Here is a 14,051-nt window from a genome sequence, read left to right as displayed (position 1 = left end):
GGACTGTATCGAGTGTGCTATCGCGAGCAAGCTTGCTCGCGATGTCATCAAGGCAGGGGTGAGAAGGGCGAACGCCCGTCGGCGCTCTGCAATTCCATCAGGTATTTGCGGAAAATCTGCCCCAGCACCTGGGTGGCGACTTCCAGCTCGTCGCGCTGCATGTGCTCAGCCACTTCGTCAGCCGTGTCCAGTGCCTCTTCGGCGCCATTGACTGCCGCCATCTTCAGCACGATATAGGCCTGAACGTTGTTGGCCGGTACGCCTTCGCCGCGAAAGAACATGGTGCCGAGTTTGAATTGCGCCTGGGCGTGGCCTTGCAGCGAGGCCTTTTCAAAGTAGCTCAGGGCCTGATTGAGATCGCGCGGGGTATTTTTACCTTCGTAGTAGAACTCGCCCAACTCGTATTGCGCTTGCGCATCCCCTTCGTCAGCCGCCTTCTGGCAGACCGCCAGGGCCTCGGACAGATCCTGTGACTGAGTATTGAGGGTGCAGCGACCCATCGCTGGGATCAACAACGAGTTGCCGCCTGCTTGTGCGTGCGCGAGCAGGGGCTGAAGGAGCAACAGGCAGCCCAGTGCAAGGGCGCGGCCGGTGCGGTTCATGGGAATCGACTTACCTCTGAAGGGCGCGCGGACCCATCGAGGGATCCAATAAGCGCGCATTATGAAATAAGCAGGGCCAACCTTACAAAGTCTTTACTCGTTTTTCTGCTGCGCGGGCGCGATATCCGCCGCTTTCGGGGCTGTTTCGGGAGTTGGGGCGCGAATGCAGCGTAAAACAGGCGCCAGCAAGTGTGGCGCCGGTTTGGTGGGGAAGGTTACTTCAGGGCAGCGAAAGCGCGTTCGGCCGCGTCCAGGGTCAGTTTCAGCTCGGCGTCGCCGTGGGCGATCGAGGTGAAGCCGGCTTCGAAGGCACTCGGGGCCAGGTAGACACCGCCTTCGAGCATCAGGTGGAAGAAGCGTTTGAACAGATTGGCATCGCTGGCCATCACATCGTCGAACGTGACGATGTCGTCGGCGCCGCTGAAATACAGGCCGAACATGCCGCCCGCCTGGGTGGTCACGAATGGGATGCCGGCGGCGTCGGCGCGTTGCTGCAGGCCGTCGAGCAGGCGGCTGGTGTAGTCGCTCAGCTCGGCGTGGAAGCCCGGACGGCTGATCAGGCGCAGGGTGGTCAGGCCGGCGGCCATGGCCAGCGGGTTGCCCGACAGGGTGCCAGCCTGGTAGACCGGGCCCAGCGGCGCGATGTGTTCCATGATCTGGCGTTTACCGCCGAAGCAACCCACCGGCATGCCGCCGCCGATGATCTTGCCGAAGGTGGACAGGTCCGGGGTCACCCCGTAGTGCGCCTGGGCACCGCCCAGGGCGACGCGGAAACCGGTCATCACTTCGTCGAAGATCAGCACCACGCCGTGCTTGTCGCACAGGCTGCGCAGGCCTTCGAGGAAGCCCGGGGCCGGTGGCACGCAGTTCATGTTGCCGGCCACCGGCTCGACGATGATGCAGGCCACTTCCTGGCCGACCTCGGCGAGCATCTTCTCGACCGCGTCGATGTCGTTGAACGGCAGGGTCAGGGTGTGTTTGGCGAAGGCCGCCGGTACGCCGGCCGAGCTGGGCACGCCCTGGGTCAGCGCGCCGGAGCCAGCCTTGACCAGCAGGCTGTCGGAGTGGCCGTGGTAGCAGCCTTCGAACTTGATGATGCTGTCGCGACCGGTGAAACCGCGGGCCAGGCGAATCGCGCTCATGGTCGCTTCGGTGCCGGAGCTGACCATGCGCACCATTTCCATGGACGGCACGATGGAGCAGACCAGGTCGGCCATTTCGGTTTCCATGGCGGTCGGTGCGCCGTAGGACAGACCGTGTTCCAGCTGTTTGCGCACCGCGTCCAGCACATCCGGATGGCTGTGGCCAAGGATCATCGGCCCCCAGGAACCGACGTAGTCCACATAACGCTTGTCGTCTTCGTCGGTGACGTAGGCGCCTTCGGCGTGTTTGAAGAACAGCGGCGTGCCGCCCACGCTCTTGAACGCACGTACGGGCGAGTTCACGCCGCCGGGGATGTGTTTCTGGGCATTGGCAAACAGGGTTTCGGAACGAGACATGATCGGACTCTCGAAAATCAGCGGTTAGAAGAGGGCGTTGAAGGCGCGGGCGCGGCGGGTCACTTCCTGGGCGCTGTCGGCGCCGAACAGGCCATGGACCACGGCCAGCAGGTCGACGCCATGGGCGACCAGCGGCGCGGCGTTCTCCAGGGTGATGCCGCCGATCGCGCAGATCGGCAGGTGCAGCCGGGCGCGGGCCTGGTCCAGCAGCTCCAGGTTGGCCGTCGGCGCGCCGGGCTTGGTGTTGGAATTGAAGAAGCGACCGAAAGCGACATAGCTGGCGCCTTCCTTGGCGGCTTGCTCGGCCAGCTCCAGTTGGGCGTGGCAGGTCGAGCCGATGATCGCCTGGCGGCCGAGCAGGGCACGGGCCGGAGTCAGCGGGCCGTCGGTCTGGCCCAGGTGTACGCCGACGCCAATGCGCGCGGCCAACTCGGCGTCGTCGTTGATGATCAGTTGCGTCTTGTAGCGCTCGCACAAGCTGTGCAGGGCTTCGGCTTCGCGCAGGCGGCGGGCCTCGTCGCTGCTCTTGTCGCGGTATTGCAGGAGGGTCACGCCACCGTCGAGCGCCGCCTCCACGTACTGCAGGAATTTGCCGGCCAACAGTTGGCTGTCGGTAATGGCATACAGACCACGTAGTTTCATCGAGCGAGCCTCATGGCTTACGAGCAGAAGTCCAGTGGCAGGCGGCGCGGTACGAACTGGCCTTGGCCCAGTTGCTCGGCGTCGCGCAGGGTGCGCCAGGTGTAATCGAGGGCCGACTTCACGGCGCTGGCCAGGTTTTCACCCTGGGCCAGGCGTCCGGCCAGGGCGCTGGCCAGGGTGCAACCGGAACCGTGATAACTGCCCGGCAGCCGCTGGCAGGTGTAGGTGTGACGGCTGCCGTCGCGGCTGTACAGGCGATTATGCACTTCATGCTCGTCGCCATGGCCGCCGGTGATCAGCAGGTGTTTGACGAACGGCAGGAGCTTTTCCGCGCACTGGTCCGCAGTGCCTTCGGGCAACTCGGCGAGGATTCGTGCTTCCGGAAGGTTCGGGGTGGCGATGGTCGCCAGTGGCAGCAGGCGTTCACGCATGGCGTAACCGACCTCGTCCTTGCCCAGGAGTCCGCCGCCGCCGGCGCGCAATACCGGGTCGCAGACCATCGGCAGGTGCGGATGCGCCTGCAACAGCTCGACCACAGTGTCGACCATTTCCAGCGAGCCGAGCATGCCCAGCTTGACCGCGGCGACCGTGGAGTCGTTGAGGACGGCGTTGGCCTGGGCCAGCACCCACTCGCGATCCAGCACACGGAAGTCGCTGACGTTGACCGTATCCTGCACGGTCAGCGCGGTCACGGCGGGAGCTGCATGGCAACCCTGGGCGAGCAGGGCTTCGATATCTGCCTGCAGGCCGGCGCCACCACTGGGGTCGTGGCCGGAGAGACAGAGGACAACGGGGCGAGAGCTGTAGATATTCATGGTGCGCGAGCTTACCACCAAACGTCTTTTTTGCACGGCTCCTCGCGTGTCGGCCGGGGCTGGTTTTTCCGCCTTGCCGACAAGTTGACCGAGGCAACAGCTCTAGATCAATGGATAGCGCTGAAACGCCCGTTCTAGAGCCTTTAAACTAAAACTTTTCATGGTGTTCTTTGGCCATCAACGGCTATGCTAGAGTGGATCCAAACCAATAACAGGTCATGCCGGTTTTACGTCTACTCAAAGGGAAATGGGGGGCTTCCTGACACCACCGGACAGGCCACGCTGGGGCTTTATGCGCTATTTGCTGATGTTGCTGTTGAGCTTGCCGATGCTGGCTGGCGCGGTCGAGTTCGACGAGTTCACCCAAAGCCTGCCCTTGGGTCGGGTGATGCAGGTGTTTGAAGACGCGAGTGGTCAGGCAACGATCGCGGATGTCAGCACAGCGGCGATGGCCGGCAGTTTCAAGACCCATGACAAGGCCACCCTCAACGCCGGTTACTCCCGCTCGGCATTCTGGCTGAAAATCCACCTCAGCTACCGTCCCGCCAACCCTTCCATACGACACACCTGGCTGCTGGAGCTGGCCTATCCGCCGCTCGATCATCTGGAACTGTATGTGCCCGATGAAACCGGGGGCTACCGTCTGGCCCAGCGCACCGGCGATGCCTTGCCGTTCGACAGCCGACAGATCCGCCAGAACAATTACCTGTTTGACCTGAGCTTCGCGCCCTACGAGCAAAAGACCCTGTTCCTGCGCCTGCAGAGCCAGGGCTCGGTCCAGGCGCCGGTGACGCTCTGGTCCAGCACGGCTTACCTGGAAGCGCAGCCGGTGCGCCTGTATGTACTCGGCCTGATCTACGGCGTGCTGCTGGGGATGCTGGTCTACAACCTGTTCATTTACCTGAGCGTGCGCGACACCAGTTACCTCTATTACATCCTCTACATCGCCTCGTTCGGGCTGTACCAACTGTCGGTGAACGGCGCCGCGGTGGAGTACTTCTGGCCGGACAACCCGTGGTGGGCCAACGCGGCAACGCCATTTTTCATCGGCGCGGCGGCCCTGTTCGGCAGCCAGTTCGCCCGCAGTTTCCTGCAGACCGCCAGCCACAGCCGTTGGGTCGATCGCCTGCTGCTGGTGCTGATCCTGTGCAGCGCCGTGGTGGTGGCCCTGTCGCTGATGACCAGCTACGCCCTGGCGTTGCGTCTGGCCACGGCCCTGGCGCTGATCTTTACCGTGGTGATCTTCGTCTCCGGCATCGTCGCCTGGTGCCGCGGCATGCGCGTGGCGCGCTACTTCATCATCGCCTGGTCGGCGTTCCTGGTGGGCGGGATCATCAATACCCTGATGGTGCTGGGCTATCTGCCGAACATGTTCCTGACCATGTATTCCAGCCAGATCGGTTCGGCCATCGAGGTGGCGCTGTTGTCGCTGGCCCTGGCCGACCGCATCAACTCGATGCGCGAGCAGCAGGCGCAGACCCTGTTCGATGCCGGGCAGAAGCTTGAAGTGCTCAACCAGCAGCTGGCCCACAGCAACCGGCTCAAGGATGAGTTCCTCGCCACCCTGACCCACGAACTGCGCACGCCGATGAATGGGGTGATCGGTTCCCTGGAACTGATGCAGACCGTCGATCTCGATCCGGAGCTGGAGCAATACCAGCAGACTGCCGCCGGTTCGGCCCGGGACATGATGCGCATGGTCAATGGCATCCTGACCCTGACCGAGCTGCAGGCCGGTAAGCTCAGCGCCCAGCACGAGACTTTCAGCCTGCGTTCGCTGCTCGATGCCTTGCTGGGCCAGTTTTGCGCCAACGCCTCGGCCAAGGGGCTGGGCTTCGATCTCGACCTGGCCGCCGGGCTGCCCAATCGGCTGCTGGGCGATCGCGGCAAGTTGAGCCAGTGCCTGGAGTGCCTGCTGGACAATGCCATCAAGTTCACCCGGGTGGGTGGCCTGGTCCTGCGAGTGACTGGCAAGCCGGTGGCAGCCGGGCGGGTGGCGATGACCTTTGCGGTGATCGACACCGGCATCGGTTTCGTCAACCTCGATGAGGCCTCGTTGTACCAGCGCTTCTTCCAGCTCGATGGATCGATGACCCGTGAGTACGGCGGACTGGGCGTGGGGCTGGCGATCTGTCGGCAACTGGTGGATCTGCTGGGCGGCCATCTGACCCATGAATCGGAGCCGGGGCGTGGCAGCTGTTTCCGCCTGGAGGTGACCTTCGAGGTGGACGGCGAGCAGCCGATGGCCTCCCAGCCGGCCCTGCGGGTCCGCGCCGTCCGGCGCATGCCGCAGGATTGCAGCGTGCTGCTGGTGGACGACAACAGCATCAATCAACTGGTGATCCGCGGCATGTTGCTCAAGCTGGGTTATCAGGTACGCACGGCCGAGAGCGCTCGCGGGGCGCTGGCGTTGTTGCGCCGGGAGTCGGTGGATGCGGTATTGCTCGATTGCCAGATCGAGCAGGCCGAGGCGCTCAAACTATGCGACCAGGTGCATGGCATGCCGGGTTGCGCCGGGTTGCCGGTGCTGCTGGTGTCGGCCTCGGCACATGGTCTGGATGCTGAGCGCTGCCTGCTCGATTACCTCTCTTGGCCGGTGAAATTCGAGGATCTGCAAGCTGTTCTGGCGCGTCGGGTACTGGCCTCGGAACAGGGCGAAAGCGCCGGCATTTAGGCGGGTATGCCACTTTGTTCGGTGGGGAGGGGGTGCTTAACTGAGGTTCTGGCACACCCCTCAAGGAGCCCCGACATGAACCTGCACCAGTTCGCCGAGACCCACGAAGTCACCAACCAGCCACCTTCCCTGGACGGTACCAACCTCTATCGAATCGATCTGCCGTTGCAGGAGTGGGCACGGCATTTCGGCGCCGGCTGGGCCGAATCGCGGATCGACGCCTACGGTGCCCTGGCCGGTGGGCCGCTGATGGAAGCGGGGTTCCTGGCCAACCAGAACAAGCCGGTATTCACCAGCCATGACCGTTACGGGCATCGCCTCGACCTGGTGGAGTTTCATCCGGCGTATCACGAGCTGATGCGCACCGCCATCGAGCACGGCCTGACGTCCTTGCCCTGGGCTCATCCGCAATCCGGGGCGCATGTCGCGCGCGCCGCCATGACCTATCTGCACAGCCAGGCCGAGGCCGGCAGCGGTTGCCCGCTGACCATGACCTTCGCCTGTGTGCCGGCGCTGAAGCTGCAGCCGGATCTCGCCGAACAATGGCTGCCGAAAGTCCTCGCCACCGAATATGACCCGCGCAATGTCGGCATGGCCCACAAGGCCGGCGTCACCATCGGCATGGCGATGACCGAGAAACAAGGCGGTACCGATGTGCGCGCCAACACCACCAAGGCGTATCCGGTGGGTGCTACGGGGCCGGGGCAGGCTTATGAACTGGTGGGCCACAAATGGTTCTGTTCGGCGCCGATGTGCGACGCCTTCCTGACCCTGGCCCAGACCGAAAAAGGCCTGACCTGCTTCCTGTTGCCTCGCCATCGTCCGGATGACAGCCGCAACCAGTTCTATATCCAGCGCCTGAAAAACAAGCTCGGCAATTGCTCCAATGCCTCCAGCGAAGTGGAGTTCCGTGGGGCCCTGGCGTGGATGATCGGTGAAGAAGGGCGCGGTGTGCCGACCATCATCGAGATGGTGGCCATGACCCGCTTCGATTGCATGGTCGGCTCCAGCTCGCTGATGCGCCAGGCGCTGACCCAGGCCGCCCATCATTGTGCCCATCGGCTGGTGGGCGGGCGTGTACTCAGCGAGCAACCCTTGATGCAGAACGTACTGGCCGACCTGGCGCTGGAAAGCGAGGCGGCGCTGGCCTTGAGCCTGCGCATGGGCCGCGCGCTGGACAACCTGGATGACCCGCAAGAAGCCATGTTCTCGCGACTGGTGACGGCGGTGGGCAAGTACTGGATCTGCAAGCGGGCCCCGGCAATGATCAACGAGGCCGCCGAGTGCATGGGCGGCGCCGGTTATGTCGAGGAGAGCATTCTGCCGCGGCTGTACCGCGAAGCGCCGGTCAACTCGACCTGGGAAGGTTCCGGCAACGTGCAGTGCCTGGATGTGCTGCGCGCCTTGTCCAAGGAGCCGGGCGTGCTCGATGCGTTGTTCGCCGAGCTGGGCGATGGCCATGGCGACAGGCGCCTGGCCGCGCATATCGCCAACCTGAAAGGCGCCTTCCAGGACACCGACGACATTCAGTACCGCGCCCGCCAGCTGACCGAGGACATCGCCCTGGGCCTGCAGGCCAAGCTGCTGCTGGAAGCCGGCAACGCGGCGGTCAGCGATGCCTTTATCGCCAGTCGCCTGGGTTCGGCGGGAAGGGTCTACGGCACCTTGCCGCGAGGGCTGGATGTGGAAGCGATAGTCGCGCGCTCCACCCCGACAGGCTTCTGACTGGTTTGTTGTAGGAGCGAGCTTGCTCGCGATAAATAGTCCAGGCTACCGATCGGCTGGGGCCTGAAAGATCTTTCGCGAGCAAGCTCGCTCCTACGCATATTCCGCTGTTCCCGTGAGACGGCGTTGCAGGCAAGATGAAGGCCTGCAAGATCAGAACACAGGATGCTTACCGTGACCGAAGCTTTTATTGTCGTTCAAACCGCCGAGCAAGCCGTGGACCGGCTTGCCGCTTTGCATGAGCGGGCCACCACGTCGCTGAGCCAGGCGCTCAAGCGTTACCTCAAGGATCGTGTCGAACCGGACGCCGAACAGCGCGCGCTGTTTCGTTACCCGGAATTGCGCCTGACTTATCTCTGTCAGGGCGAAGTTCCACAGACCACCCGGGCCTACGCCAAGGTCCAGTTGCCGGGCACCTACAGCGTCACGGTCACCCATCCCGCCGCCTTCCGTAAGTACCTGCTGGAACAGCTGGTGCCACTGATGCACGACTTCACCGTGACCGTGGAAGTGGGCGTCAGCGAGCAGAACATCCCGTATCCGTACGTGGTCGAGCAGGGCGATGAGCTGGCCGGTTCCGGCGTCACCGCCGCGGTGCTGGCGCGGGTGTTCCCCAGCACCGACCTGTCCGCCGCCACCGATGGCATCGCCGACGGGCTGTACGATTGGGAAAACACCCATCCACTGCCCCTGGCGCTGTTCGATGCCGCGCGGGTGGATTTCTCCCTGCGCCGCCTGGTGCACTACACCGGCAGCGACTGGCGCCATGTGCAGCCATGGATCCTGCTGACCAACTACCACCGCTATGTCGACCAGTTCATCACCCACGGCCTTGAGCAGTTGCGCAGCGATCCGCGGTTCGTGCGCATGGTCCTGCCGGGCAATGTGATCATCGAGAAGGGCATGGACCACGGCGAAGCCTCGTCGATCGCCGCCGGGGTGGTCTGGCACCGCTACCAGATGCCGGCTTATCACCTGCAGGCCAGCGACGGCCACGGCGTGACCCTGGTGAACATTGGCGTCGGCCCGTCCAACGCCAAGAACATCACTGACCATTTGGCGGTATTGCGTCCGCACTGCTGGCTGATGATCGGCCACTGCGGCGGCCTGCGGCAGTCGCAGACCATCGGCGACTACGTGCTGGCCCATGCCTACATGCGTCGTGACGGCATTCTCGATCGCGTGGTGCCGCCGAACATTCCGATTCCGGCCCTGGCCGAAGTGCAGCTGGCGTTGCAGCAGGCCGCCGCCAACGTCACCGGCGAGAAGGGCGACGACCTGAAAAAACGCCTGCGCACCGGCACCGTACTGACCTACGACGACCGTAACTGGGAGTTGCGCTGGGCCCAGGAGCGTCCGCTGATCAACCTGTCCCGCGCCGTGGCGGTGGACATGGAAAGCGGCACCATCGCCGCCCAGGGGTATCGCCTGCGGGTGCCGTACGGCACCTTGCTGTGTGTCTCGGACAAGCCGCTGCACAGTGAAATCAAGCTGCCGGGGTCGGCCAACGCCTTTTATGAGCGCGCGGTCAGCCAGCACCTGAAGATCGGTATCGCCGCGGTGGATCTGCTGCGCACCGAGCTCAACTCGCTGCACTCGCGCAAGCTGCGCAGCTTCGACGAGCCACCGTTCCGCTGATCGCGGGATGGTCATTTAACGGTCGGGCCACTAGCATGGTCGGCCCTGACCGTTAGATGTTCTGTTCGCCATGTCTCGTCCTCCTCGTCCCGCTTCCCGCCGCCCCGGCGTGAAGAGCCCTTCGTCTTCTTCCGCGCCGCGCCGAGTTGCCAAAGCGCCACCGGCCGAGCCGAAGCTGATCCTGTTCAACAAACCCTTCGATGTGCTGACCCAGTTCAGCGACGGCGAAGGGCGGGCGACCCTCAAGGACTTCATCGCGATCCCCGGCATCTACCCGGCCGGGCGCCTGGACCGCGACAGCGAAGGCTTGCTGCTGCTGACCAACGACGGCCAGTTGCAGGCGCGCATCGCCGACCCCAGGCACAAACTGGCCAAGACCTATTGGGTGCAGGTGGAAGGGGAACCCATGGCCGAGCAATTGCAGCGTCTGCGTGATGGCGTGGAATTGAATGACGGCATGACCCTGCCAGCCGAAGCCCGGCAGCTGGAAGAGCCGCAACTGTGGCCGCGCAACCCGCCGGTGCGCTTTCGCAAGAGCGTGCCCACCAGTTGGTTGGAATTGATCATTCGTGAAGGGCGCAATCGCCAGGTGCGACGCATGACCGCGGCCGTGGGGTTGCCGACATTGCGCCTGGTGCGGGTCAGGATCGGCGACTGGACGATCGAAGGGCTCGATCAGGGCCAGTGGAAGGAGGTTCCGGCGCGCTTATAAGGCGCCGGATTCGATCAGGCCGATCACCACGCTCTTGATAATGAACGCGGCCACGCCCAGGCCCAGGACGAAGAACAGGATGAAAGAGCCGAAGCGTCCGGCCTTGGACTTCTTCGCCAGATCCCAGACGATGAAGGCCATGAAAATGATCAGGATGGTCACCAGGCCGGTCATCATCCACTCTTCGAATACTGCAGGATCCATCGAACATCTCCAGCGCGGGCAAGGCTAAAAGGCGGGGGCGAGTATACGCCAAGGGGCCGCGACCGGGCATTGATCCAGGTGCGCTTCGTCGTCACACCACCGGGGTCTTCCGTAGGAGCGAAGCTTGCTCGCGATAGCGATCTCTAGGTTCAGGTGATGTGTGGCCTGGAATATTTATCGCAAGCAAGAACTGGGCTTCCCCCTCGCTCCTACAGGATGACGGCAGCTCAGTTGCGCAGGTGAGTCAGCGGCAGTTCGGTGCTGTTGAGCACCTGATTGAGCACGAAGCTGGAGCGCACGCTGGTCACGCCTTCGATGCGGGTCAGATGGCCCAGCAGCAGTTTCTGGTAGTGATCCATGTCCGGCACCACCACCTTGAGCTGGTAGTCGGCGTCCATCCCGGTCACCAGGCTGCATTCGAGGACCTGCGGCAGGCTGCGGATCGCCGCCTCGAAGTTCTCGAAACGCTCGGGGGTGTGGCGGTCCATGCCGATCAGCACGTAGGCGGTCAGGCTCAGGCCGAGCATCTTGCGGTCCAGCAGGGCGACCTGGCGGGAAATGTAGCCGTCGTCTTCCAGTTGCTTGACCCGACGCGAACACGGCGAAGGCGACAGGCCGATACGTTCGGCCAGTTCCTGATTGGAGATGCGGGCGTCGCGCTGCAATTCCGCCAAAATGCTGAGGTCGTATCGGTCGAGTTTGCTCATGGAACAGGCCTTTTTAATAACTATTGCGCAATATTATCTATCCTGAGTTAAAAATTGCGCAAGTCATGTTTATTGGAGCAATCTTCGCAATCCTCTGTCGACGCGCCAGGCCTATTCTTATCACCAGAATCACTGCCCGGACATAGAGTCCACTGCGGCCCGCCGAATCAGGCCTGCCGCGGCCGCCAATCCCACAGGGTTGAGCCGGCCCCCGGGCTACACACTGTCCAGAAGACGGCGTGAGGTGAGCCGGCGCCATAAGCGTCGAGCACGGACGAAATTCTCAAAGGGGGACCGACGGGTCCCCCTTTTTTATTGCCTGCGCGCCAGGAAATATCCCGTGGCGCCTCAATAAATAAGTGTTGCGACTGATAACCTGTGGCAGAACCGGCCTGGGCTTTTCCAGTCTTATCTACAGGCCCCCATCCGTAGTGAGGAATAGCATGAAATCGCGCATCTGGCGTTTGGCAGGTGTTGGTTTGCTGTGTGTGAGCGTCAGTGCGCAGGTGCTCGCCGATGACCGCGATAATCGCAATGACGGTCGCGGTGGCTCCGATGGCGGCCAGCGCGGTGGCGAGGGGCACCCGGGCAGGGGGCAGGGGCGTGGCGAAAACCAGCCGCCGCGCCCGCAGACTGAAATCATTCGCGGCGACAACAGCCAGCAGTTCGAGCGCAACGTCGAGAACGGGCGCTGGCAGAACCACGGGCCGAATGATCAAGGGCGGGGGCGACCGGCACAGCCGTCCGCCAACCTGCCGATCCAGGGCCGCCCCGATACCGTCCGCCAGACCCAGGAACCGCGCCAGGGTTATTACCAGGACATCCCGCGCCGCAACGACTACAACCCGCATTGGCAGGCCGGCGGGCCGGGCTCGCGTCCCTACGACTATCGCTGGCCGGGCCGTCCGGAGGGGCGTGGCAATGGCTGGGGGCCAGGCCCGCAATATCGGCCGGGTTATGTGATCGATCGTTTTCCGGACCGGCATTACCGTGTGCCTTATCGCGGCCGGGACTATTACTTCTCCGGTGGCTATTGGTACCGCCCAGAGGGGCCGCGTTACGTTGTGGTGCGCCCACCCTACGGGATTCGCGTGGCCTACCTGCCGGACTACGCGCGCGAGGTGTGGATCGGCAGCGCGCTGTTCTTCCTGGCCGCGGGCGCCTACTACAGCTACGAGGCCAGTACCCAGCAGTACGTAGTGGTCGAGCCGCCGGTGGCCAGCCCGCCGCCGCAGTCCGGCAATGATTACAACGTGCTGGCCTACCCGGTCAGCGGGCAGAGCCCGCAGCAGATCAATCAGGACCGCTACGACTGTTATCGCTGGGCGGTGCAGCAGAGCGGCTTCGACCCGGCGGCGATGACCTATCCCCCGGCGCCGCAGGTGGTCCAGACCTACCGCCAGGCCCAGGGCGGTTGCTTGAGCTCGCGCGGCTATCAGGTGACTTACTGAGTCCGGGCGGCGAGCACCGCTTCCTGCGGGTCGGCGTGCACCAGCACCTCGGCCCGCGGGTAGGCCGCATGGATCGCCTCGGCGGCCTGATCGCTGATGCCGTGGGCCACCGACAGGGTCAGCTCCCCCGGTAATTCCAGATGCAGTTGCACGAACCAGTGGTTGCCGGAAATCCGCGTGCGCAGGTCATGGGCGCCGAGTACCCCGGGCACGGCGCATACCAGCTCCAGCATGTGCTGGCTGACCTCGGGCGGCAGTTCCTCATCCATCAGCACCGCCACGCTTTCCCGAGCGATCTGGATCGCGCTCCACAGGATGTAGACGGCAATCGCCAGGCCGAACCAGGCGTCCAGTTGCTGCCAGCCGAAACTGGCCAGCACCAGCGCCAGCAGGATGCTGCCATTGAGCAGCAGGTCGGAGCGATAGTGCAGCGAATCGGCGCGTACCGCGGTGGAGCCGGTTTCGCGGATCACCCGGTATTGCACCATCAGCAGCGCCACGGTCAGCGCCAGCGACAACAGCATCACGCCGATACCGATCCAGGGCGCGCCCAGCGGTTCGGGGTTTTGCAGGCGTTCGACGGCCTGTACCCCGATCAGCACCGCGCTCACCGCGATGAACAGCGCCTGGGCCATGCCCGACAACGATTCGGCCTTGCCGTGGCCGTAGCGGTGGTCTTCGTCGGCCGGGCGCAGGGCATAATGCACGGCCAGCAGGTTGAGGAACGACGCGGCGCCATCGAGCAGCGAGTCGGTGAGGCCGGCCAGCAGGCTGACCGAGCCGCTCAGCCACCAGGCGATGGCCTTGGCCACGATCAGGATACTGGCCACCGCCAGCGAGGCGCGGGTGGCCAGGCGCAACAGGCGTGCGTGTTCCGGGCTACTGCTCATACAAGGTTTGTTCCTTCAAGAAACGCGAGGGTCAGGCTGCCGGTTGCAGACCGTACAGGGCCAGTTGCTGCGCGCTGCCCTTGTGCTGGATCAGGCGTGGATCGTCCAGAGGGAAGCTGCGGCCCAGCTCGCTTTCGAGGATAGCCTGCAACTTGTGGTTATCGACCTGGCCGTCGGCGCCTATGGCTTGCTGCAGCTTGTGCGGGTCGACCTGCGCGGTCTTGCCCGGTTCCAGGTAGATGGCGCCGGTGGCGAAGTCGACGCCAAAGGCGATCAGCCCCGGGATCACATAAAACAGCAGGCCCACGGCGTCGAGCACAGCTACCAGCGGGTCGATCTTGCCGTCGATCTGGCCGCGCCGGTCGGGGAAGAAGATCGAGCCGCAGGCGGTGAGCTGAGTCAGCAGGGTGGCAACCAGGACGCCACCGATGATGCGGAAAGGAATACGCATGTAAATCTCCTGAACAGACACGAAAGAGCAAGGCTGAAGCG

13 protein-coding genes are annotated in these 14,051 nt (G+C 63.8%); 5 read left to right on the top strand and 8 right to left on the bottom strand.

The genetic code is table 11. From position 1 onward, the window contains the following. Positions 1-47: 47 nt before the first annotated feature. The 4 genes from CXQ81_RS28960 to CXQ81_RS28945 all read right to left on the bottom strand — a co-directional run bounded on the left by CXQ81_RS28960 (position 48) and on the right by CXQ81_RS28945 (position 3,558). Positions 48-602, bottom strand: a complete 555-nt coding sequence (locus CXQ81_RS28960) for a tetratricopeptide repeat protein (RefSeq protein WP_007927077.1) — start codon at positions 600-602, stop codon at positions 48-50. A gap of 215 nt (positions 603-817) precedes the next feature. After that, complete coding sequence (gene hemL, locus CXQ81_RS28955; protein ID WP_007927075.1) at positions 818-2,101, bottom strand: glutamate-1-semialdehyde 2,1-aminomutase; 1,284 nt, start codon at positions 2,099-2,101, stop codon at positions 818-820. A 24-nt stretch (positions 2,102-2,125) separates the two neighbouring features. Next, positions 2,126-2,743, bottom strand: a complete 618-nt coding sequence (gene thiE, locus CXQ81_RS28950; RefSeq protein ID WP_009045778.1) for a thiamine phosphate synthase — start codon at positions 2,741-2,743, stop codon at positions 2,126-2,128. A gap of 17 nt (positions 2,744-2,760) precedes the next feature. Next, positions 2,761-3,558 (bottom strand): hydroxymethylpyrimidine/phosphomethylpyrimidine kinase, encoded by a 798-nt coding sequence (locus CXQ81_RS28945; protein ID WP_101339493.1) that lies wholly within the window; start codon positions 3,556-3,558, stop codon positions 2,761-2,763. Positions 3,559-3,850: 292 nt separating this feature from the next. Between CXQ81_RS28945 and CXQ81_RS28940 the strand changes: the two genes are divergently transcribed. From CXQ81_RS28940 to CXQ81_RS28925, 4 genes are all read left to right on the top strand, one after another. Then, complete coding sequence (locus tag CXQ81_RS28940) at positions 3,851-6,232, top strand: hybrid sensor histidine kinase/response regulator (protein WP_101339214.1); 2,382 nt, start codon at positions 3,851-3,853, stop codon at positions 6,230-6,232. A gap of 75 nt (positions 6,233-6,307) precedes the next feature. Next, a complete protein-coding gene (locus CXQ81_RS28935) occupies positions 6,308-7,957 on the top strand; it encodes an acyl-CoA dehydrogenase family protein (RefSeq protein ID WP_101339213.1) in 1,650 nt (549 codons plus the stop codon). Between the two features lie 165 nt (positions 7,958-8,122). Continuing rightward, on the top strand, positions 8,123-9,595 hold the full coding sequence (amn, locus tag CXQ81_RS28930) for an AMP nucleosidase (protein ID WP_162136172.1): 1,473 nt from the start codon (positions 8,123-8,125) through the stop codon (positions 9,593-9,595). A 70-nt stretch (positions 9,596-9,665) separates the two neighbouring features. Then, positions 9,666-10,307 carry a pseudouridine synthase gene (locus tag CXQ81_RS28925; protein WP_101339212.1) on the top strand — a complete coding sequence of 214 codons (642 nt, stop codon included), beginning with the start codon at positions 9,666-9,668 and terminating at the stop codon, positions 10,305-10,307. Here CXQ81_RS28925 and CXQ81_RS28920 read toward each other — a convergent pair. Further along, positions 10,302-10,511 (bottom strand): DUF2788 domain-containing protein, encoded by a 210-nt coding sequence (locus CXQ81_RS28920; protein ID WP_007927060.1) that lies wholly within the window; start codon positions 10,509-10,511, stop codon positions 10,302-10,304. The two genes, CXQ81_RS28925 and CXQ81_RS28920, sit on opposite strands and share 6 nt — an antisense overlap. Positions 10,512-10,738: 227 nt before the next feature. Continuing rightward, complete coding sequence (locus tag CXQ81_RS28915; RefSeq protein WP_009045772.1) at positions 10,739-11,218, bottom strand: Lrp/AsnC family transcriptional regulator; 480 nt, start codon at positions 11,216-11,218, stop codon at positions 10,739-10,741. 443 nt (positions 11,219-11,661) lie between these two features. Between CXQ81_RS28915 and CXQ81_RS28910 the strand changes: the two genes are divergently transcribed. Continuing rightward, positions 11,662-12,669 carry a DUF6515 family protein gene (locus CXQ81_RS28910; protein ID WP_101339211.1) on the top strand — a complete coding sequence of 336 codons (1,008 nt, stop codon included), beginning with the start codon at positions 11,662-11,664 and terminating at the stop codon, positions 12,667-12,669. On the opposite strand, the gene CXQ81_RS28905 is transcribed toward CXQ81_RS28910, so the two are convergent. Both CXQ81_RS28905 and CXQ81_RS28900 read right to left on the bottom strand, forming a co-directional pair. Then, positions 12,663-13,559, bottom strand: a complete 897-nt coding sequence (locus tag CXQ81_RS28905; RefSeq protein ID WP_101339210.1) for a cation diffusion facilitator family transporter — start codon at positions 13,557-13,559, stop codon at positions 12,663-12,665. The two genes, CXQ81_RS28910 and CXQ81_RS28905, sit on opposite strands and share 7 nt — an antisense overlap. Positions 13,560-13,590: 31 nt before the next feature. After that, positions 13,591-14,010: a hypothetical protein gene (locus CXQ81_RS28900; protein WP_007927053.1), complete on the bottom strand. Its 420-nt coding sequence runs from the start codon at positions 14,008-14,010 to the stop codon at positions 13,591-13,593. Positions 14,011-14,051: the final 41 nt, after the last annotated feature.

It is taken from the genome of Pseudomonas sp. 09C 129, assembly GCF_002843625.1.
Taxonomy (GTDB): domain Bacteria; phylum Pseudomonadota; class Gammaproteobacteria; order Pseudomonadales; family Pseudomonadaceae; genus Aquipseudomonas; species Aquipseudomonas chlororaphis.
The sequence above is the reverse complement of the archived record's forward strand: the minus strand, read 5'-3'. Positions and strand labels throughout refer to the sequence as shown.